Source organism: Vibrio sp. SCSIO 43097 (genome assembly GCF_023650755.1).
Taxonomy (GTDB): Bacteria; Pseudomonadota; Gammaproteobacteria; order Enterobacterales; family Vibrionaceae; genus Vibrio; species Vibrio alginolyticus.
In genome coordinates, this window is the sequence record NZ_CP071840.1 from 240184 (window position 1) to 261358 (window position 21175).

Annotated in this window: 16 protein-coding genes; 3 read left to right on the forward strand and 13 right to left on the reverse strand. The window is 46.6% G+C overall.

What is annotated here, in order from left to right; all coding sequences use genetic code 11:
• Positions 1 to 105: 105 nt before the first annotated feature.
• The 7 genes from prmA to J4N40_RS01190 form a co-directional block, all read right to left on the reverse strand.
• Positions 106 to 993 carry a 50S ribosomal protein L11 methyltransferase gene (gene prmA, locus J4N40_RS01160; RefSeq protein ID WP_005382507.1) on the reverse strand — a complete coding sequence of 296 codons (888 nt, stop codon included), beginning with the start codon at positions 991 to 993 and terminating at the stop codon, positions 106 to 108.
• 165 nt (positions 994 to 1158) lie between these two features.
• Positions 1159 to 2502, reverse strand: a complete 1344-nt coding sequence (accC, locus tag J4N40_RS01165; protein WP_005382509.1) for an acetyl-CoA carboxylase biotin carboxylase subunit — start codon at positions 2500 to 2502, stop codon at positions 1159 to 1161.
• A 14-nt stretch (positions 2503 to 2516) separates the two neighbouring features.
• Positions 2517 to 2978: an acetyl-CoA carboxylase biotin carboxyl carrier protein gene (accB, locus tag J4N40_RS01170; RefSeq protein WP_005386355.1), complete on the reverse strand. Its 462-nt coding sequence runs from the start codon at positions 2976 to 2978 to the stop codon at positions 2517 to 2519.
• A 61-nt stretch (positions 2979 to 3039) separates the two neighbouring features.
• Positions 3040 to 3489 (reverse strand): type II 3-dehydroquinate dehydratase, encoded by a 450-nt coding sequence (gene aroQ, locus J4N40_RS01175; RefSeq protein WP_222716947.1) that lies wholly within the window; start codon positions 3487 to 3489, stop codon positions 3040 to 3042.
• A 303-nt stretch (positions 3490 to 3792) separates the two neighbouring features.
• A complete protein-coding gene (acs, locus tag J4N40_RS01180) occupies positions 3793 to 5745 on the reverse strand; it encodes an acetate--CoA ligase (RefSeq protein WP_025768819.1) in 1953 nt (650 codons plus the stop codon).
• Between the two features lie 238 nt (positions 5746 to 5983).
• Positions 5984 to 6613: a 3'-5' exonuclease gene (locus J4N40_RS01185; RefSeq protein ID WP_017635557.1), complete on the reverse strand. Its 630-nt coding sequence runs from the start codon at positions 6611 to 6613 to the stop codon at positions 5984 to 5986.
• 33 nt (positions 6614 to 6646) lie between these two features.
• Entirely contained in the window at positions 6647 to 8473 is a 1827-nt protein-coding gene (locus J4N40_RS01190) for a DUF294 nucleotidyltransferase-like domain-containing protein (RefSeq protein WP_250654337.1), read from the reverse strand.
• A gap of 233 nt (positions 8474 to 8706) precedes the next feature.
• On the opposite strand from J4N40_RS01190, the gene J4N40_RS01195 reads away from it, so the two are divergent.
• Together J4N40_RS01195 and J4N40_RS01200 are read left to right on the forward strand one after the other, a co-directional pair.
• Positions 8707 to 9894 (forward strand): 3-phenylpropionate MFS transporter, encoded by a 1188-nt coding sequence (locus J4N40_RS01195; RefSeq protein WP_042523701.1) that lies wholly within the window; start codon positions 8707 to 8709, stop codon positions 9892 to 9894.
• A 135-nt stretch (positions 9895 to 10029) separates the two neighbouring features.
• Positions 10030 to 13461, forward strand: a complete 3432-nt coding sequence (locus tag J4N40_RS01200; RefSeq protein WP_042523702.1) for a hybrid sensor histidine kinase/response regulator — start codon at positions 10030 to 10032, stop codon at positions 13459 to 13461.
• Positions 13462 to 13552: 91 nt separating this feature from the next.
• Here the strand turns inward: J4N40_RS01200 and J4N40_RS01205 are convergent, their stop codons facing one another.
• From J4N40_RS01205 to J4N40_RS01225, 5 genes are all read right to left on the reverse strand, one after another.
• Positions 13553 to 14938, reverse strand: a complete 1386-nt coding sequence (locus J4N40_RS01205) for a class II fumarate hydratase (protein ID WP_005382369.1) — start codon at positions 14936 to 14938, stop codon at positions 13553 to 13555.
• A gap of 17 nt (positions 14939 to 14955) precedes the next feature.
• Positions 14956 to 15333 carry a hypothetical protein gene (locus J4N40_RS01210; protein ID WP_005382370.1) on the reverse strand — a complete coding sequence of 126 codons (378 nt, stop codon included), beginning with the start codon at positions 15331 to 15333 and terminating at the stop codon, positions 14956 to 14958.
• Between the two features lie 199 nt (positions 15334 to 15532).
• Positions 15533 to 16015: a hypothetical protein gene (locus J4N40_RS01215; protein WP_005382371.1), complete on the reverse strand. Its 483-nt coding sequence runs from the start codon at positions 16013 to 16015 to the stop codon at positions 15533 to 15535.
• A gap of 108 nt (positions 16016 to 16123) precedes the next feature.
• Complete coding sequence (locus J4N40_RS01220; RefSeq protein ID WP_005382372.1) at positions 16124 to 17851, reverse strand: sodium:solute symporter family protein; 1728 nt, start codon at positions 17849 to 17851, stop codon at positions 16124 to 16126.
• Positions 17852 to 17863: 12 nt separating this feature from the next.
• A complete protein-coding gene (locus J4N40_RS01225; RefSeq protein ID WP_005382373.1) occupies positions 17864 to 18127 on the reverse strand; it encodes a DUF4212 domain-containing protein in 264 nt (87 codons plus the stop codon).
• A gap of 520 nt (positions 18128 to 18647) precedes the next feature.
• Between J4N40_RS01225 and J4N40_RS01230 the strand changes: the two genes are divergently transcribed.
• Positions 18648 to 20399, forward strand: a complete 1752-nt coding sequence (locus J4N40_RS01230; protein WP_005382374.1) for a potassium/proton antiporter — start codon at positions 18648 to 18650, stop codon at positions 20397 to 20399.
• Here the strand turns inward: J4N40_RS01230 and J4N40_RS01235 are convergent.
• Positions 20396 to 21025: a response regulator gene (locus J4N40_RS01235; RefSeq protein WP_005382375.1), complete on the reverse strand. Its 630-nt coding sequence runs from the start codon at positions 21023 to 21025 to the stop codon at positions 20396 to 20398. The genes J4N40_RS01230 and J4N40_RS01235 overlap by 4 nt on opposite strands.
• Positions 21026 to 21175: the final 150 nt, after the last annotated feature.

Here is a 21175-nt window from a genome sequence, read left to right on the forward strand (position 1 = left end):
CATTTTACGCATTTTTTCACTGCGTGAAAAGACTAATATTTGAGCATTTACAAATTGTTTTTGTAAATTGTATGAATTTCAAACAATTAGCTCTGAAAACCTTGTCTAGCCTTGCTTACGACCAGAGATGCGACACCATTCACTTTGCTCAACAATCGGGTCAATGTGAAGCTCGTCACGGTAATAGTTCGCAACATCTTCAGCTTGAGTGTCTAATACGCCGGACATAGCGAGGTCGCCATTTGGCTTAACTAGTCCTTTGATGATAGGTGCAAGTTCACGTAAAGGTCCCGCAAGGATGTTGGCCACAACGACGTCAGCGACGAGACCTTCTGGTTGATTTTGCGGTAAGTAAACTTCTAGTTTGTCTGCAACGCCATTACGCTCAGCATTGTCTTTTGAAGCAAGCAGGGCTTGAGGATCAATGTCGATCCCTATCACTTTTTCAGCGCCCAGTTTGATCGCTGCGATCGCAAGAATACCTGAGCCACAACCGAAGTCGATAACGGTCTTACCGCTTAAGTCCATGCTTTCTAGCCACTCAAGACAAAGTGCTGTTGTAGGGTGAGTACCCGTACCGAATGCAAGGCCTGGATCCAACATAACATTAACAGCGTCAGGATCTGGAATGTCGCGCCAGCTTGGGCAAATCCATAGGCGTTCACCAAATTTCATTGGGTGGAAGTTTTCCATCCATTCGCGTTCCCAGTCTTTATCTTCAAGCTGTTCTACTTTGTAAGCAAAATTGTCAGCCAGCATATTGCTCGCTTTAATTTGGTCGATGATGAAGTTAGTGTCTGCTTCTGCATCATACAGTGCCAGAATATCAGTATCGCCCCATAAGCGAGTTTCGCCAGGTAGAGGTTCGAATACAGGTGTATCCTGCGCGTCTAAGAATGTAACAGACAGCGCGCCAGTCTCTTCCATTAGCATATCGCCGATTTGCTCAGCGTTTTCATTGGTCGCGTTGAGTTTGATTTGAATCCAAGGCATTGGTTTTTGCTCTTAAAGTGAATGAAGTGGCGCAGAGTTTACCAGAACTCTACGATTTGTTTGAGTATATACCCAAATAAGCCGATTTATATGTTGAGCCCTTTGCGTACATATAAAACAAAAATGCCCACGGGAGTGGGCATTTTTTAAGACGTTTGCTTAGGCTTATTGTAAGCCAAGCTTCTTCTCTAGGTAGTGGATGTTTGCACCACCGTGTTGGAAGTTTTCGTCATTCATAATGGAGAATTGCAGTGGCACGTTAGTTTTGATGCCTTCGATGATCATCTCACCCAGTGCGTTTTTCATACGTGCAATCGCTACATCACGGTTCTCACCGTAAGTGATCAGTTTACCAATCATTGAATCGTAATGAGGTGGTACTGTGTAGCCTGTGTAGATATGAGATTCCCAACGTACACCCATACCGCCAGGAGCGTGGAAACGCTCGATCTTACCCGGAGATGGTAGGAAGCGCTCAGGGTCTTCTGCGTTGATACGACACTCAATCGCATGGCCACGGATCTTAATATCATCTTGAGTGAATGACAGAGGCTGACCCGCTGCAACACGAAGCTGTTCTTTGATTAGGTCGATGCCAGTAACCATCTCTGTTACTGGGTGCTCTACCTGAATACGAGTGTTCATTTCGATGAAGTAGAACTCACCGTTCTCGTATAGGAATTCAAACGTACCTGCGCCGCGGTAACCGATCTCGATACATGCACGAGTACAGCGTTCACCGATGTACTTACGCATTTCTTCGGTGATACCAGGTGCTGGAGCTTCTTCCACTACTTTTTGGTGACGGCGTTGCATTGAACAGTCACGCTCACCAAGGTGGATTGCGCCGCCTTGACCGTCAGCAATAACCTGAACTTCAACGTGACGAGGGTTTTCTAGGAATTTCTCCATGTAAACCATGTCATTGTTGAACGCCGCTTTTGCTTCAGCACGTGTCATTGCAATGGCTTGGATAAGGTCTTTCTCTGCTCGAACAACACGCATACCACGACCGCCGCCGCCGCCAGATGCTTTGATGATTACTGGGTAACCAATGCGCTTAGCAAATGCTTTGTTTTTCTCTTCGTCATTGTCTAGAGGGCCGTCAGAACCCGGTACACAAGGAACGCCTGCTTTCTTCATTGCATTGATAGCAGATACTTTATCGCCCATTAGGCGGATAGTGTCTGCCTTTGGACCAACGAAGATGAAGCCACTGCGCTCAACTTGCTCTGCGAAGTCTGCGTTCTCAGACAGGAAGCCGTAACCTGGGTGGATAGCAACAGCACCAGTCACTTCTGCTGCAGAAATGATGCGTGGAATGTTTAGGTAGCTGTCGATACCACGAGCAGGGCCGATACATACGGTTTCGTCTGCGAGCAGTACGTGCTTAAGATCGCGGTCAGCTGTCGAGTGAACAGCGACGGTCTTAATACCTAATTCTTTACAAGCGCGAAGAATACGAAGTGCAATTTCACCTCGGTTCGCGATGACTACTTTGTCTAGCATAAGGCAAGCCCCGCTTATTCGATTACAACAAGAGGTTGGTCGAATTCAACTGGTTGGCCGTCTTCAGCTAGGATTGCTGTAACAACGCCAGATTTGTCCGCTTCGATTTGGTTCATCATTTTCATTGCTTCAACAATACATAGAGTATCGCCAGCATTTACTTTCTGACCCACTTCTACGAATGCTTTAGAGTCTGGGCTTGGAGAGCGGTAGAAAGTACCAACCATTGGAGAAAGAACTTGGTGACCTGCAGGTGTTGCTGCTGGAGCTTCTGCTGCTGGCGCTTCCGCTACTGGTGCCGCTGCTACTGGAGCAGGTGCCGCCGCTGGAGCTGCTGCGTAGTGAATTGGTGCTTGAGGGGCAGCAGTGCCATGACGGCTGATGCGCACTGACTCTTCACCTTCAGAGATCTCTAGCTCAGCAATGCCAGACTCTTCAACTAACTCAATTAGCTTCTTGATTTTACGAATATCCATCTTTTCTTTCTCTTTTATCTTGTGATTAAGACAACCCTCGTAGGGTTGCAGAGTGTTAGGGTTACTTTGCCTGTAGCTTATTGATCGCTGCAGACAGAGCAAATTCATAACCTTGTGCGCCTAAACCGCAAATCACACCCTCTGCTTTATCTGACAGGTAAGAGTGATGACGGAATGGTTCACGTGCGTGCACATTTGATAAGTGCACCTCAATAAATGGGATGGCGACGCCAAGTAATGCATCTCGCAGCGCCACACTAGTATGAGTGAAAGCCGCTGGATTGATGATGATGAAGTCAATCTTGCCATAGGCAGCGTGAATGGCTTCAATCAGTTCGTACTCACGATTTGATTGTAGGTGTTCCAGTTCTACCCCAGCGTTATGGGCTTGCTCTGTAAGAGTATCCACAACTTGAGCTAAGGTACTGTGACCATAGTGTGTCGGTTCGCGCAGACCCAATAGATTAAGATTTGGTCCGTTTAGAACAAGAATCCGTGACTTTGTAGACATTGTGTTGCTATCTTCCCTTATCGTGAGTGGAACGTTTATATTCCCAAATATACGATAGTTCAGCACGATTTTTTTGTTAAAACCGAGCAAATTTTAAAAAATCGACCAAGATTATAGCTAATTCATAGCAATTAGCAGCAATTTACTGGTCTAATCTCCTAATAGCCACTCTCGTTTCTGTAACCAAGTTAACAAAAACAACATAATTGCCATATTTTTTGTGTGGCCAATTTGTGCACTAAAGCAAAAAACCGCCATGAGTGATGGCGGTTTTTAAAGTGCTTTTAAAACAGTTGGTTGAATTTATGCCAATTCTGCTTTCTCTGCGATAAGTTTATCTACAACGCTCGGATCGGCAAGCGTTGATGTGTCTCCGAGGTTGCTAGTATCACCCGTTGCAATTTTACGCAGGATTCGACGCATGATCTTACCAGAACGAGTCTTCGGTAAGGAATCCGTCCAGTGCAGTACATCTGGTGTTGCAATTGGACCAATTTCTTTACGCACCCAATCTTTCACTTCTTTGTGTAGCTCTGCTGACGGGAATTCACCATCGTTCAAGGTAATGTAAGCGTAGATAGCTTGGCCTTTGATATCATGCGGAATGCCCACAATAGCGGCCTCAGCAATTTTATGATGTGCGACAAGAGCCGATTCTATTTCAGCGGTACCCATGCGGTGACCCGACACGTTTAGTACGTCATCAACACGGCCCGTGATCCAGTAGTAACCGTCTTCGTCACGACGAGCCCCATCACTAGTAAAGTACATTCCCTTAAAGGTTGAGAAGTAGGTCTGTTCAAAGCGCTCGTGGTCGCCATAAACAGTACGCATCTGACCTGGCCATGAATCAAGGATCACCAAGTTACCTTCTGCTGCGGTTTCTTCAATGATGTTGCCCATGTTATCAACCAGTGCAGGTTGGACTCCGAAGAATGGTCGAGTTGCTGAGCCTGGTTTTAAATCTGTTGCGCCTGGTAGTGGTGCAATTAAGATACCGCCGGTCTCTGTTTGCCACCAAGTATCAACGATAGGCGAGCTCTCGTTACCAATCGTTTTGTAGTACCACTCCCACGCTTCAGGGTTGATAGGCTCACCTACTGAACCCATCACACGTAAGCTTGAACGAGATGTCCCTGCTACCGCTTCGTTACCTTTTGCCATTAGTGCACGAATAGCGGTTGGCGCAGTGTAGAGAATGTTCACTTGGTGCTTATCAACCACTTCACTCATACGAGCCGTGCTTGGGTAGTTTGGAACACCTTCAAACAGAATGGTTTTGGCCCCGTTCGCTAGTGGACCATAAATTAGGTAAGTATGGCCTGTAATCCAGCCCACATCCGCGGTACACCAGAAGGTTTCTCCTGGTTGATAATCGAAGACATATTTAAAGGTCATTGCCGCGTAGACGAGGTAACCGCCTGTAGTATGTAGTACGCCTTTAGGTTTACCTGTCGAGCCAGATGTGTAGAGGATGAACAGCGGGTCTTCGGCTTTCATCTCTTCTGGTGGGCAAACGTCAGAAACGTTGGCTGTTGCTTCGTGCCACCAAACATCACGGTGTTCATGCCATTCAACATCACCACCTGTACGTTTAAGCACGACGACTTTATTGATGGTTTTTACGTCTGGGTTGGTTAGTGCTTCATCCACGTTCTTTTTCAGTGGAACAGCGCGTCCGCCACGTACGCCTTCGTCTGCGGTGATCACGACTTTAGCGTCAGAGTCGATGATACGGCCGGATAGCGCTTCTGGTGAGAAACCGCCAAATACTACGGTGTGAACCGCACCAATACGGGTACAAGCGAGCATAGCCACTGCAGCTTCTGGCACCATTGGCATGTATAGACACACCACGTCGCCCTTGCGTACGCCTTGCTCTTTCAATGCGTTGGAGAATTTACACACTTCTTTGTGCAGTTCGTTGAAAGTGAGTGTTTTGTCGTCGGCTGGATCATCGCCTTCCCAAATGATGGCGACGTCGTCCCCGTGTTCTGCAAGATGACGGTCAATACAGTTAGCCGAGACGTTCAGTGTGCCATCTTCAAACCAGCGAATATCAACATGGCCAGTGTCGAAAGAAGTGCTTTTTACTTTGGTGAAAGGTTTGATCCAATCAACGATTTTGCCGTGCTCGCTCCAGAAGCCCTCTGGATCGGTTACCGACTGCTGATACATGGCTAAGTAAGTATCATTATCCGCGTGTGTATGAGTTTTAATATTTTCTTTTACCGGATAAACGTGGGCTTCGCTCATGGCTTCTCTCCTTGTGCCTTATTTCTCGGCCTTACACCAATCTAGATAAGATTTTGAATATATTTTTGTAGGGCTGTTTTTTTGGTTCTAAATAACTTGGTCGTGGTAATGACGACGTTGTGCTTATAACTGTCAGTCACCGCGCGTATTTCCACAATTAGACTTTAGGATGAGAGTGATGGAAGCGCCGGGAAATCGCTGAAACAAAAGTATTTCTGGGAGCTAGGTCAACTGATTTTTATGTATACGGCGCGGTTAGGTTGGGTAAATCGCCTTTCGTTAAGCGGACAAAGACCAAAGCGGCAGAAATCGCGTCTTGCAAGGCGTCGTGTTTGTCTTGGATAGGAAGTTCGAGGTGTTTACAAATGGCATCCAGACTTAAGTCGAAATAGGCATTCGGCAAATGTCGTTCCAACTTATCGTGATAAATCTGACTGACCTCGATAAGTGGGTTAGGAAGTGGGAAGCCAAGTTGCCGCAGACAAGCAAGGTCTAAGATCTTTTTATCGTAACGAATGTGATAGCCCACAAGTGGTCGGTTGCCGATAAAGTCGAGCAGCTCGAGCAGCGCCTCTTTTTCACTGATGCCATCGACTAAGTCTTGGTGGCGAATTCGATGGATCTTGACCGAGCCTGAGTCGAGCGATTGCGGCGCGCGTAAGCGGGCTTCAAATGGTTGACTGGTGATGATGCGGTTGTCGATGATCTTGGTGGCTGCAATAGTCACCAGCTCGGCGCGATTTGGGTCAAGGCTGGTGGTTTCGCAGTCAAGAGAGACGTATTCTGTTTTATCTGGCGTGCAAAACAGCGACTGATAAGGCGAACCTTTCAGTTTGTAGTGCCAGTATTTGCGTTGTAACCAGTTCATTGCCTACGCCTCTGTGATTTATGAAAATCAGGGTTAATCACGAATTTGATAATGGAAGCCTAAAAATTGCTTAAATTTCTTCACCACATGTAAGCTGTGGCGAAGCAAATCACGCTCAGTTCTATCCAGTTGTTTAATATCAATGTTATTCAACGCTTCTTGCTTTTTGAGTTGCTGATTAAGACGAAGTTTAAAGAACAATTTCAGTGCTTCGTTGAGATTATCTGCCGTTTCAGATTCTAAGATGCGCTTATTTCTCAGAGCTTCAATGCGCTCAAACGTGTTCTTCTCCTCAATGGCATATTCCAAAGACAAGGTGCGAATGCCGTGTACAATTGGGAAAATACCGCCGCGTTTAATGTCCAATCCGTCTTTAGCACTTTTTACGTTGCCAAATAGAGTTAGGGGCACCGAAAACTGCAAGGCAGGGCGAGTAAAGTCAGACAATATCAACATGCGATCTTTCATTGTGTCACGAAGATGCGCCGCAATTGGAGCCAGCAGCTCGCAATTCCCAGCAACAGCATGGGCGTCACTGAAAATGGCTAAGTCCATGATTTGTTGTGGTTCGGCTTTAGCTATCCAGTGGTTTAGGGTGCTTATCCATTCTTGCTGTGTTTTGACCCATTTCGGGTTGTTAACCATCACTTTACCAGGGCAAAGTGGATAACCGAGCTGTTGTAGGGTGTGTGTGAAGGATTGCATCACTTGTTCGCAATGAGGCCATTCCAGACCATTTTGAATAATCAGGGCATTGTCTTGATCGGTTTTGAGAATTTGCTCTCCTCGGCCTTCAGAGCCGAGTACGATCAAGCAACAATGGTCGTGCAAGGCTGGTGGTATTACTAACTCGAACGCTTTCTCGATAATTTGCTCGTTTACGGCTGAGATCAGCTCCATGATGAAGCGAGTGCGGATGCCGTTTTTCAATAAGCTCTCGACCAATTGACGTTGGCGGTTTGAGGCCAAAGCGAGCTCTTCCACGCTGCTTGCTCGAGCAATACTGAGCGTTAACACGTGAGAGTGGGTTGAGAACGCGCTAAGAATTTGGGTCATATCCAGCATGCCAACGGCTCTGTTGCCTTCACATACCATGAGGCGTTTCATTCTGTTTCTGGTCATTGTGATCATGGCGTTGAATAGAAAGTCACCATCATCAACGTGATAAACAGGAAAGCTCGCGATCTCACCCACTGGTGTGTCGAGCGCGCAACCATCTATCATCACAGAATGCAGCATATTAGTACGAGTCACTATTGCGTACGGGTGGGCTGATGGCCATTTTTCCAATCGTGGATCATCGCCATGGAGTTGAACCAATGCAGCGTCAATCCCATTTTCTTTTAAGGAACGTGTTACCTCGTTAATTGGTGTATTTGGTTCAAGGATCATCGGTGGGTGATAAATGCTGCGGTCAACTTTAGTGAGAATAAACTCCGCTAAGTTTTGCTGTTGATGGGCCGCTTCGATGAGCTCTTGCCGTTTCGATAAATTGTTATCGAAATAGGCTGCAAACTGGCCATTTTCGTTGTAAAGGGCAAGGAAAATTTCTTTCGGCAGTAGGTAAGAGAGCGTGTCCTCAAGCGCGATGTAGTGATGACGTACCTTGTCTTCAAGTAACGAGCGTACATCGAACATATCGTCGTTGGCATAATGTGCGAACACTTCCTGTTGATCGTTGGAGCGCTCTTCTACCGCGCCTTTGATCAGAATATGTAAGTGGGGGTTCTTCTGTCCGCAGGATAAAATAACATCTCGAGCTCGATAGTAGGCGACGTCCAGAGACGATCGCAGTCGCGTTTGTTGTGCTTCAGTTAAGCGATCGAACGGTGGAGATTGCATGTTAAATTTGTCAGGCATGAGAACACCCAATAATGATGGAAGGAACACTCTCTAAGTCTGACAAATTTCTTACCGGAAGCCAGACGACTTTGGTCTAAATTACGATGTTTTCGCTTGAAGATGCCAAATGTCGCAAAGTTAGTATTCCATCGAGGAAACGATAAGTTTCTTATTCTTCCCTTTTTATAATACGCATGGCGATCCATAATTCCCGGCTCGAACGTTGGTGTTCCCGTTTTAGGATATTAGTAATGTTGAAACCTTCTCCGTATGGCTGGATTTCCCAGTACTTTCTCGGATTCTTCTTTGCGTATGGCGTGTATCTGCCATTTTGGTCACTTTGGTTTAAGGATCAGGGCGTATCTTCGACAGATATCGGTTTGCTGGTCGGGTTAGGCCTTGCGACACGTTGTGTTGCCAATATCGTGATCACCCCACGAGTACACAAAGTCGAACATCTTATGCCTGCTTTACGTTGGTTGAGTTTCGCTGCCCTCCTTTTTGTTGGATTTCACTTTTTTACGGGTGGTAGCTTTTGGTTAATGGCACTAGCGACAGTGTTGTTCAATCTTTGTTGTGGACCGATTATTCCGTTGTCGGACGCGATGGCAAATTACTACGCTCGCCTGAAAATGCTCGATTATGGCCGCACGCGGCTATGGGGTTCGATCGCCTTTATCGCAGGCTCGACGGCAGTGGGCTACCTGGTGGCTGAATTTGGCTCCGATATGATCTTGTACACTGCGATGTTCGGCGTGTTTATCTCGTTGCTGTTTGCTATGCGACCGACTAACCCAATGCCTGTAACGCACGGTGGGCAAAGCGCAGAACGTCCAAAGCTGACCGCTCTTTTGACCGACAAGCCGATACTAAAATTCTTAGTGTTGGTGTCACTAATTCAGGGCAGTCATGCGGCTTACTACGGCTTTAGTGCGATTCACTGGAAGGCCGCTGGTCACTCGGAAGATGTCATTGGCTACTTGTGGAGCTTAGGAGTGGCCGCAGAAGTGGCAGTGTTTGCATTGAGTAAGCGCTTATTCGTAGGTTGGTCAATACGCGCGCTGTTTATTGCTGCTGCCGTTGGTGTAATGATGCGTTGGGGTATTACGGCGTCGACAACATCAATTATTGCTTTGGTGGTTGTTCAACTATTGCATGGTGTGACTTTCGCTACCGCACACATTGCCGCGATCCAATATATCCAAAACTCCGAAGAAAATAAGATCGTAGCGTTGCAAGCGTTGTATAACGCGATTCCGTTGGGCGCATTTATCGCGTTGATGACCGTATTGAGTGGCTGGGGTTATGAGCACTGGGGATCGCTTGTGTTCTGGGGCATGGCCGCGATGGGGTTATTGGCTCTGTTCATCAAGCTTGATTCGCAAGACCCACATCAGGTGGTTGATGTATCAGACAAGCCACTTGAAACACAGAATTAGACTTATGTAACAAAGGTTAAAAACTAAGCTTTGTCTCCGTTATCAAAGCAGTGTTAAATGAAACCTCTCCCTCATGGAGAGGTTTTTTTATTCTCTTGCTTTAAAAGTAGCAAGAAAGGCAAGAAAGGATATCGGATGCAAGGATGGCTGGTGGTTCCCGTTTCTTTAGCGTATTTGGGAGCTTTATTTATCATCGCGTGGTACGGCGACATTCAGAAAAGGTGGCTAGCGCGCTGGCGGCCTTGGATTTATAGCCTTTCCATTGCGGTGTACTGTACATCGTGGACCTTCTACGGCACGGTCGGGCAGGCCAGCAGTAATCCTTGGTCTTTCTTGCCTATCTATATTGCTCCCATTTTAGTGTTTACCATCGGATGGCGCGTTTTAGCTCGGCTTATTTTGATTGCTAAACGGGAACACATCACGTCGATTGCTGACTTTATCGGAGCACGCTACGGTAAATCCCAAGGTTTGGCCGTGGTTGTTACGCTCATAGCGGTTGCGGGAATTTTGCCGTACATCGCTTTACAGCTGCGTGGTATCACTATGGGGCTTGAAATCATTGCTCCGGAGCTGGCTACTGATTTTGGTTATCAAAACGATAGCGTGTCGTGGTTTGTTGTGGTCGCATTGGCGATTTTTACGATGCTATTCGGTACCCGCCACATTGATAACACGGAACACCATCGTGGGATGATGATGGCAATTGCCTTCGAATCCATTATCAAACTGCTGGCTTTTTTAGTGGTTGGTGTTTTCATTGTTTGGTTGGCGATGAACACCGAGAATTTGAGCTTAATTGATGTTGCCGCACAGACGTATCAGTCACCAAATATCCCGACTATATTGATTCATACTGTACTCACGATGCTGGCGATCGTTTGCCTTCCGCGACAATTCCATACGATGGTTGTGGAAAATGAACGTGCTCAAGATTTGCACGTGGCTCGTTGGTTGTTCCCCATTTATCTGATCTTAATGGGGATTTTTGTTTTACCTATTGCGTGGGTAGGGCAAGGTCTCTTGAGTGGCGCTTCGCCTGATACTTATGTCATCAGTGTGCCGATGTCGGTAGGGGCGAGTGAAATCGCCTTACTTGCGTTTCTAGGCGGTACTTCAGCGGCAAGTGGCATGGTTATCGTATCGACGATTGCCTTAGCGATCATGGTCTCGAATGACTTGGTTATGCCATTGCTATTGCGTCGCATGCGACTGACGCAGCGTAACCATCACCATTTTTCTGAATTATTACTGCGGATCCGCCGTGGTTTGATATTAGTTTTGTTGATTGGCGCGTGGTGTTTCTATCAAGCGTTGGACACTATTCATTCACTGTCTGCTATCGGCTTTCTCTCGTTCGCGGCTATCACGCAATTCGCTCCTGCGCTGGTTGGCGGTATGTATTGGCGTCAAGGGAATAAGAAAGGTGTGTATGTTGGCCTCGCGGTGGGTTTTGCTACCTGGTTGATTACGTTAATGAGCCAAACAGACATGCTTGCCGGAGACGCCAGTAATAACTTCCTGATCTGGTTGATTACGCCACCAGAGGTATTGGCTAGTTTTGATATCGCGATTTCAGATTGGGGGATGATCCTCAGTGTGGTCGCTAATGCAGTGTGTTTTGTTGTGGTTTCTATGGCTACCCGACCAAGCCTAAGTGAGCGCTTACAATCGGCATCATTCGTTGGTACACCGCTGCCTGAAAGCGAAAATATGAGTCTGTACCAGAGCCGCGTTACGGTTGCAGAACTGGAAATGCTAGCGTCTAGATTTGTAGGACGAACGCGAGTTAAAGCGGCGTTTCAAGCCTACTGGAGCCAGCAACGAGAAGAGTTGATGCCGAATCAACAAGCGCCATCTTCTCTGATTCGGCATACGGAGCGTGTGCTAGCAGGGGTATTTGGAGCATCTTCTGCTAAGTTAGTACTTACTTCCGCTCTGCAAGGAAGAAACATGCAGCTTGAAGAGGTGGCGACTATCGTCGATGAAGCCTCTGAACTGTACGATTTTAGTCGGGGTTTACTCCAAGGCGCGATTGAGCATATTGGACAAGGTATTGCGGTCGTCGATAAGCAACTACGCTTGGTAGCGTGGAACCAACGCTATTTAGAACTCTTTGAATTTCCGCCAGGCCTGATTCAAGTAGGTCGACCGATTGCGGATGTGATTCGGCACAATGCAGAGCAGGGGTTGTGTGGCCCTGGTGACCCTGATGACCACGTCCGTCGCCGTGTTTATCACCTTGAGCAAGGGACTCGGCACACCTCTTCTCGGGTTCGTCCCGATGGTCGCGTGATAGAGGTGCAAGGTAACCCAATGCCAGGTGGTGGCTTTGTGATGAGCTTTACCGACATCACCGTATTCCGTGATGCAGAGCAAGCACTGAAAGACGCCAACGAGACATTGGAAGAAAGGGTACGTCTGCGGACTCGAGAATTAGAACAACTTAACAAGCAGCTGGTGGAAGCGACGCAGCGCTCGGATTTGGAATCGAAGTCCAAATCACGGTTCTTGGCGGCAGTAAGCCATGACTTGATGCAACCGCTCAACGCGGCGCGTCTATTTGCATCTTCACTATCGGAAGTCGCCAAAGACAGCGAAGCCAAAAAGCTGTCAGCACACATTGAAAGTGCTTTAGAGGCTGCCGAAGACTTAATTGGAGATTTGCTGGATATCTCGCGTTTGGAATCGGGCAAGTTGGAAGTCAACGTGCATGGCTTTGCGTTAAATGATGTGTTATCGAATTTGAATGCTGAGTTTAGTGCGTTAGCCAAACAGCAAGGCATAGAGTTCACCATGATTCCGTCCTCACTCATGGTTAAGTCGGATCCCAAACTGCTGCGCCGTGTGGTGCAAAACTTCCTGACCAATGCGTTTCGTTATAACCCGAATGGCAAAGTCGCACTCGGTGTTCGCCGCGTGAAAGGGCGAGTGCGTATTGATGTATGGGATAATGGAGTGGGTATTGAAGAAGAGAAGCAGCAAGAGATTTTTGAAGAGTTTAATCGCGGAACTCAAGTTCGTTCCGACCAAGGTCTCGGACTTGGTTTGGCGATTTCGAAAGGAATTGCTCAGGTACTTGGGCATGAAATTTCGATGCGCTCTTGGGTTGGAAAAGGCAGTGTTTTTTCCATCACCCTAGATAAAGCTGATCATGTTCAGCCTCATCCAGTTCACGTGGCAATGAGTAAGCAATCTGAACTTGGTCATCTGAGAATCCTTTGTGTCGATAATGAGCCTGACATTCTAGTCGGCATGGAAAACTTACTTTCCCGATGGGGTTGCGATATACGAGTTGCGATTGATTTAGTTGAAAGTCTACAAGCGCTTGAGGATGGTTGGATTCCGGATGTAATTTTCTCCGATTACCGACTTGATGATGGTCGTACTGGTTTAGAAGTGCTACAGCAATGCCGCCTGAGATTAGGCCACAGCTTTGAAGGCGTCATCATCAGTGCAGATCGTACCGATGATATGCTTGATGGCATCAAAGCAAATGGGTTCAGCTTTATTGCTAAGCCAGTTAAGCCGCTTAAGCTGCGTTCGGTGCTCAATCGAGTCGCTTAGGATTGGAGTGTTTGAAAAATCGCTATAAAAAGAGACCTCCGAATGGAGGTCTCGATGTTTGTAATCTTAGTTGATAGGCTGAGTTTGCCGCTTATTCTGCGACGCCGCCTTGAGTCAGTTTGGCTGGATTAAGCAATCGCTCTAGTGTGGCTCTATCCAAATCAGTTTCTTCTTCCGCGACATCAATAATCGCGCGTCCCTGTTTGTAGGCTTTTTTCGCGACTTCTGCCGCTTTTAGGTAACCAATGACAGGGTTGAGAGCCGTGACCAAAATAGGGTTTTTGGCGAGTGCTACATCCAAGTTATCTTGGCGAACTTCAAACGTCGCAATGGCTTTGTCAGCTAAAGCGGTTGCGCTGTTAGAGAGTAACTCGATGCTCTCCAATACGTTATGAGCAATAACTGGCAGCATGACGTTAAGCTGGAAGTTGCCCGTTTGGCCTGCGACGGTAATGGTGGTGTCATTACCAATGACTTGCGCTGATGCCATAGCTGCGGCTTCTGGGATCACAGGATTTACTTTGCCAGGCATGATGGAAGAACCCGGTTGCAAGCCTTGTAATTCAATCTCACCTAAACCAGCTAATGGGCCTGAATTCATCCAACGAAGATCATTTGCGATCTTCATGATCGCAACTGCTGCTGTTTTGAGCTGTCCCGACAGAGCGACGATCGCATCTTGACTGCTTAAATTGAAAAAGAAGTTATCACTGGCCGTGAACTGAATACGAGTTGACTGGGTTAGGTTGCTAGCGAATAAGTCTGCAAAGCGTGGATCGGCATTGATCCCCGTTCCAACCGCCGTACCACCTTGGGCTAAGGCTTTTACAGCAGGAAGTGCTTGTTCAATCGCTTGTTTTGCGTGCTCGATTTGGAACTGCCAACCGCCAAGTTCTTGAGCAAAGGTAATTGGCATCGCGTCCATTAAGTGGGTGCGACCGGTTTTTACAACATCTTTCAATGCTTGCTGTTTAGACTCTAGTGTTTGGCTGAGGTGTGACAGTGCCGGGAAGAGCTGTTTTTCAATGGCTAATGCTGCGCTAACTTGAATGGCCGTCGGTACCACATCGTTGCTGCTTTGCCCCATGTTGACGTGATCATTAGGGCTGACAGTGCCGCCTAGATGCTGGGAGGCCAGTGTTGCAATCACTTCATTCGCATTCATATTTGAGCTAGTGCCTGATCCCGTTTGGAACACGTCAATTGGGAATTGCTCAATATGATTGCCTTCGATAATTGCTTGAGCTGCGTCAGCAATCGCGTTGGCAATATCTCCCTCAAGCAGCCCTAGCTGTGCGTTGGTGAGTGCCGCAGTCTGCTTGATGTGTGCTAACGCTTTGATAAAACCAGATGGCATTTTATGTTGACTGAATGAGAAGTTATCGACGGCGCGTTGAGTCTGGGCTTGGTAGAGAGCATCTGCAGGGACCGTTACTTCGCCCATACTGTCAGTTTCTATGCGGAATTCGGTGCTCATGGTAGGGATCCTTTTGGTTAATCGAGTGAGATTTGAATCAGGCGTAATTGTTGTTGTAGTGCGAGAAATTTCACGTCGCCTTGTTCAAACTGGTAGTAATAGCGTTTGAGGCAAAATAATGGCGTATGGATAGAATCGAGACAGACACGACGGAAGATACGACTGCGAGTTGAGTCTTGAATTGCGTCTAGTAAATGGAAATAAACCTGACGTAAAAACAGCTCACACAACAATAGATTTTCTTCATCGGCATCGTGTTCATAACAGGAAGACAACACCATTCCCCAATGAATATAGTCATGAATCACGTCTGGCTCAAAGCCATGTGGTGCGGCGAGAAGGAATCTATCTTGGGCTTTAAAAAATGCGTTAAAGATGTCCCGTTTGTTGTCCATAACCACCTCTCATTAAATGTAATGATAATTATTATCAATTAACTTGTGAGTTGGCAACCCTTTTTAGAGTAAGAGGTTGTTGAAGAAAGACTTACGGAAACAAAAGCCGACGCAAAGGCGTCGGCTGAGTAGGAATTCATTTATGCTGAGTGAAACTAAGTCACTGTCGTTTGAATACCGGTGAATTAGCTTGTCGCCGTTATTCAGTAAATAAGGTTTCGTACTTCACAAATGCGGTTTGTGTTTCACCATAATACAGTGTGCCGCCTGATTGAATGACGACTCTTAACCAGCTTTCTGCAGATGCAGGCTTTGGTAAGGTGATGTACCAGCTTTGGCCTGCTTGATCGGCGGGCTTCATATCAATCGGTTGAGCGTTTTTCTCTTTGTCACTCACAATAGAAACTTTAACCCCTTCTAGTGGGTAAGCGGCGTTGAGTGACAATTCTAAGTTATTTTTAGTGAGTTTTTCAGAGCGAAATTTCACTTTAAAATCGCCATTTTCCATATCACACAGACCACTGGTGTAACGACAATTAGACTTACTCGCGAGTTTGTAAGTTTCCCCTTCTTGCGCCGCGTGGGGTTTCTCGCTGAGGGCCATATCGGTACCGAAGTAAGCGATCAAAGAGAGAACTGGCGCAATCAGTAGAGCGAGAATAAAGTGCTTGTTTTTGAACATCTTGGCTTCCTTGCAACGACATACTGCGAATATGGTAACTGAAAAGTGAGAATAAAAAAGCCCCGGACGGCTGGTTCCAAACGGGGCTTTTGTGGTTTTGATTAGTTTTTAGTGATCCACTGCACTACCAGCACCTACTGGCACGCGAACGTGTTCGACTAGGTCTTTTACTTCTTGTGGCGTTTCTGCTGTTACTTTGGATACAGCGAATGCGACGATGAAGTTAAATAGTGCGCCAATAGCACCAAACGCGTTTGGCTCAATACCTAGGAACCAGTTTGTTCCCCAGCTTTCTAGATATTTCCAATCAGCAACGAAAAGGATGCCTTTGTGTTGGAATACGTAGAACAGCGTAATACTGATACCCGCAATCATACCGGCGATTGCGCCTTCTTTGTTGATGCTCTTGCTGAAGATGCCCATCATCAATGCAGGGAAGATGGATGAAGCGGCAAGACCAAAGGCGAGTGCTACCGTACCTGCGGCAAATCCAGGCGGATTTAAACCGAGATAGCCTGCGGCTGCTATCGCTACTGCCATTGATATTCGACTAGCAAGTAGCTCTTTTTTCTCGGATATGTTCGGATTGATAACCCCTTTGATTAAGTCATGGGAAATAGCTGAAGAAATGGCGAGTAGTAAACCTGCTGCGGTAGATAGTGCAGCTGCAAGACCACCTGCTGCCACAAGTGCAATCACCCAGTTTGGTAGTTTAGCGATCTCTGGGTTAGCCAATACCATGATGTCGTTATCAACGCGCAGTTCGTTGGTGGACGCATCTGAAGTGTATTGGATATTGCCATCGCCATTTTTATCGTCAAAACCGAGTAGTCCAGTTGTTTCCCAGTTTTTGAACCACGCAGGACGCTCGTCATACGCTAGGTGCTGACCCGGAGCTGGATTTACCGTATTCATTAGGTTGAGACGAGCCATCGCTGATACCGCTGGTGCTGTAGTGTAAAGGATTGCGATGAAGATCAGAGCCCAGCCTGCTGATGTACGTGCGTCGCGAACCTTCGGCACGGTAAAGAAACGGATAATTACGTGTGGTAGACCGGCAGTACCAATCATCAGTGACATGGTGTAGACAAACATATTAAGTGTGTCGCCACGTACTTGGGTCGTGTATTCACTGAATCCGAGTTCGGTCACCACTTGGTCAAGCCGATCGAGTAGATAGACATCGGTACCAGCCATGGTACTCCCCAGACCAATTTGTGGGATTGGGTTACCAGTGAGTTGCAGAGAGATAAAGATTGCAGGGATAGTGTAAGCAAGAATGAGTACGCAATATTGAGCAATCTGCGTGTAAGTGATGCCTTTCATGCCGCCAAGAACCGCGTACATGAAAACGATACACATACCAATTAATAGGCCAGTGGAGTAGTCCACTTCTAAGAAGCGACCAAACGCAACACCTACGCCTTTCATCTGACCGATAACATAAGTCACTGATGCGATGATAAGACAAACAACCGCTACGATACGTGCGGTATTGGAGTAAAAGCGTTCACCAACAAACTCTGGCACCGTAAACTTCCCAAATTTGCGTAGGTAAGGTGCTAGCAACAGCGCAAGCAGAACGTAACCACCAGTCCAACCCATGAGAAATACTGAGCCGCCATAGCCCATGAAGGCAATTAAGCCTGCCATTGAGATAAACGACGCTGCGGACATCCAATCGGCTGCGGTTGCCATACCATTTGCAATCGGGTTTACACCGCCACCAGCAACATAAAACTCTTTGGTTGACCCGGCGCGAGCCCAAATAGCAATCCCGATGTACAGGATGAACGTGGCGCCAACGACCAGGTAGGTAATAGTTTTCAAATCCATCTGAGTGACTCCTTATTCGTCCACGCCGAATTCACGGTCAATTTGGCGCATCTTCCATGCGTAATAGAAAATAATTCCTAGGAAGGCATAGATGGAGCCTTGTTGAGCAAACCAGAAACCGAGTTTGTAACCGCCCAGTTGAAATTGATTTAGTACGTCGACAAATAAAATGCCGCAGCCGAAAGACACGACGAACCAGATGACCATTAGGCCGATCATGAGCTTCACGTTTTTGTCCCAATAGGCTTTGGCTCTTTCTTCGCTTTCAAATGCCATTGCCGTCTCCTTACGATTGGTATTGTTGTTAATGAAATGTTTCAATATGTACATTAGCAAGGTGTTGGCAATAACTCTTTTCAACTTTAGTCGGGGTGTTAAAAATGAAGAATCCCCATATTATGGGCTCTTGCAGCGAACAAAGGGGTAAAATGTTATGTTAATAAACTGTTAAGTTAGCCAAAGGTCTAAAGGTTGATTGGATAAACAAGCATGATTAAGACGGGCCATTAATCTTTTCTTCATTGAACTTGGAGATGCTGTGTAAATATTGGTGGTGATCTTGTGGCTCTTAATGAGAGAAGGCGTAGATAAGAAAGCTCACAAGTAATTTATTTACATAAAGTTTTCGCATCAAATCACCGTTTTAACGCACAATAAAGTAATATAACTGAGTCATTCTCGTACAACCTCGCATTTTGAGACGGTGTAAAGGGGAGGCAGATTAGGGCATTACCTCATTAACGAAGTAGCCTTGCTCATCACAATTATTATCGTTTTTCATTAAGGGAGGGTGAGAATGGACGCAGACACCATTAACAGTTTTTTTCTAATAGGTGCGTTGTTAATCGCACTTAGCGTTCTTTTAAGCCCAGTGTCTTCTAAGTTGGGAATCCCAATTCTTTTGGTATTTTTAGCCGTTGGAATGCTGGCGGGGGAAGACGGCTTAGGCGGCATTTTATTCGATAACTTTTCCATCGCTTATTTGGTTAGTAACCTCGCATTAGCCATCATTTTGCTTGATGGTGGGATGAGAACGCGGGTCGCCAGCTTTAGGGTTGCGTTATGGCCCTCGGTCTCTTTGGCGACATTTGGCGTTGCGATCACCACCATTTTGACCGGGCTGATGGCAACGTGGTTATTCGACTTAGATTTATTGCAAGGCATATTGGTTGGTGCGATTGTTGGTTCCACCGATGCTGCCGCGGTCTTCTCTCTACTCAAAGGTCGTAGCCTGAACGAACGTGTTGGTTCAACGCTGGAAATTGAATCCGGCACCAATGACCCAATGGCGGTGTTTCTGACCGTAACTCTGATTGCTATTTTAGCGAACCCTGGCGCAGATTTAAGTGCGGGCTTTTTGGCGTTCAGTTTTCTTAAGCAGTTTGGTATCGGCGCGTTACTTGGCTTCGCTGGTGGCTGGATCTTATGGAAAGTTATCAATCGCAATCAATTACCAGATGGGCTGTATTCTATTTTAACGGTCAGTGGTGGCTTGCTTATTTTTGCTTTATCTAACACTTTGGGTGGCAGTGGTATTTTGTCGATTTACCTTGTTGGTCTTTTATTAGGTAACCGTCCAACACGCAGCCGCCATTCTATTCTTCATGTTTTAGATGGTATGACGTGGCTAGCTCAAATTGGTATGTTCTTGGTGCTTGGTTTGTTGGTTACACCATCCAATTTACTCTCTATTGCGTTGCCAGGTCTTGCGCTTGCTTTCGGGATGATTTTGTTTGCCCGACCAATCTCAGTTTGGATTGGTTTACTGCCATTCAAAAGTTTCACGCCACGTGAAAAGTGGTTTGTCTCTTGGGTAGGATTGCGTGGCGCTGTACCTATCATCCTCGCGGTATTTCCGATGATGGCAGGGTTGCCAGATGCTCAACTGTACTTCAATTTGGCATTCTTTGTAGTAATGGTGTCTTTGATAGTACAAGGGGGCACGTTGACTAAGGCGATGTCTCTTGCAAAGGTCGAGCTACCTTCTAAGCCTGAGCCAATTTCGCGTACGGGTGTAGAGATTTACCCGACCAGTGAGTGGGAGCTGTTTATCTATAGACTTAAAGCAGATAAATGGTGCATTGGTGAGCCATTACGTAGTCTTTCGATGCCGGAAGGAACGCGTATCGCCGCTGTATTTCGCAGTAAAGAGCTATTGCACCCATCCGGCAGTACGCGTCTTGAGGAAGATGATACCTTGTGTGTATTAGCACAAGAAAAGGATTTAGATGCACTGAGCTTACTGTTTAGTGAAGCCCCAGAGAAAGCGTCGCTAGCGCGATTCTTCGGTGACTTCTTCCTCGATATTGAAGTGAAGCTTGCCGATATTGCCGTGATGTATGGTTTGAATCTGGGGGATGAACCGCTGGATAAAAGTTTGAGAAACCTTGTCGAAGAGCAATTAGGTAGCACGCCAGTATTGGGAGACCATTTCGAGTGGCAAGGTTTGCATTGGATCGTCGCTGATGTTGTTGATCAGCAGGTCACTAAAGTCGGTATCCGATTGCCAAACGAAAAAAGTAAGTCTGACGATAAGACGTCAATCTAGTCGCTCATTTCCGTCAGCATAATCACGGCTTGCGTGCGGTTCTTTACACCGAGCTTACGGAAAATGGCTGTCATGTGCGCTTTTATGGTGGCTTCTGAAACATTCAATTCGTAAGCGATTTGCTTGTTCAGCAAGCCATCGGACAACATTCCCAACACTTTATATTGCTGCGGTGTTAGCGCAGCAATCTTTTCCGCTAAGTCATTACATGCCGCGTTATTGGTGATCAACCCTTCAGGGAAGTATGGGTCGCCATTCAGCACTTGATTGAGCGCGTTCACTAATTCGCGCATGTCGCTGGACTTGGGAATAAAACCAAATGCACCATGGCTTTTCACCTGCGTCACGATCGCCGGCTCTTCACTCGCTGAAACGACGACGATAGGTAAATCTGGATGCTCTGCTCGCAAATGAATCAAGCCAGACATACCATTTGCTCCTGGCATTTTGAGGTCCAATAGCACTAAATCTGGCTCTTCCTCTCGTTCTAACAAAGCCAGAAGTGCGTCGAGTGAGTCCGCTTCCAGCAAATTTGCACCACTAATAGCCATGTGGATAGATTGAAACAAGGCATTCCGGAAGAGTGGGTGATCATCTGCAATAATGATGGTGTAGGTCGAATCCATGACGTTAAACACTTTTGACTATTTCGTTAAATTTATTATTGTCCAGCTTTGAGAGAGTGGACAATATTTATTCGCTAAAAGTCTGAACCAAATCGACTTTTATTAGGAAAATTGCATATAAACGCAATGTTCTTATTCAAATCTGAGCAA

Bases quoted from the DNA above. Each gene is read 5' to 3' on its own strand.
- prmA (WP_005382507.1), bottom strand. From the start codon at position 993: ATGCCTTGGATTCAAATCAAACTCAACGCGACCAATGAAAACGCTGAG.
- accC (WP_005382509.1), bottom strand. From the start codon at position 2,502: ATGCTAGACAAAGTAGTCATCGCGAACCGAGGTGAAATTGCACTTCGT.
- accB (WP_005386355.1), bottom strand. From the start codon at position 2,978: ATGGATATTCGTAAAATCAAGAAGCTAATTGAGTTAGTTGAAGAGTCT.
- aroQ (WP_222716947.1), bottom strand. From the start codon at position 3,489: ATGTCTACAAAGTCACGGATTCTTGTTCTAAACGGACCAAATCTTAAT.
- acs (WP_025768819.1), bottom strand. From the start codon at position 5,745: ATGAGCGAAGCCCACGTTTATCCGGTAAAAGAAAATATTAAAACTCAT.
- J4N40_RS01185 (WP_017635557.1), bottom strand. From the start codon at position 6,613: ATGAACTGGTTACAACGCAAATACTGGCACTACAAACTGAAAGGTTCG.
- J4N40_RS01190 (WP_250654337.1), bottom strand. From the start codon at position 8,473: ATGCCTGACAAATTTAACATGCAATCTCCACCGTTCGATCGCTTAACT.
- J4N40_RS01195 (WP_042523701.1), top strand. From the start codon at position 8,707: ATGTTGAAACCTTCTCCGTATGGCTGGATTTCCCAGTACTTTCTCGGA.
- J4N40_RS01200 (WP_042523702.1), top strand. From the start codon at position 10,030: ATGCAAGGATGGCTGGTGGTTCCCGTTTCTTTAGCGTATTTGGGAGCT.
- J4N40_RS01205 (WP_005382369.1), bottom strand. From the start codon at position 14,938: ATGAGCACCGAATTCCGCATAGAAACTGACAGTATGGGCGAAGTAACG.
- J4N40_RS01210 (WP_005382370.1), bottom strand. From the start codon at position 15,333: ATGGACAACAAACGGGACATCTTTAACGCATTTTTTAAAGCCCAAGAT.
- J4N40_RS01215 (WP_005382371.1), bottom strand. From the start codon at position 16,015: ATGTTCAAAAACAAGCACTTTATTCTCGCTCTACTGATTGCGCCAGTT.
- J4N40_RS01220 (WP_005382372.1), bottom strand. From the start codon at position 17,851: ATGGATTTGAAAACTATTACCTACCTGGTCGTTGGCGCCACGTTCATC.
- J4N40_RS01225 (WP_005382373.1), bottom strand. From the start codon at position 18,127: ATGGCATTTGAAAGCGAAGAAAGAGCCAAAGCCTATTGGGACAAAAAC.
- J4N40_RS01230 (WP_005382374.1), top strand. From the start codon at position 18,648: ATGGACGCAGACACCATTAACAGTTTTTTTCTAATAGGTGCGTTGTTA.
- J4N40_RS01235 (WP_005382375.1), bottom strand. From the start codon at position 21,025: ATGGATTCGACCTACACCATCATTATTGCAGATGATCACCCACTCTTC.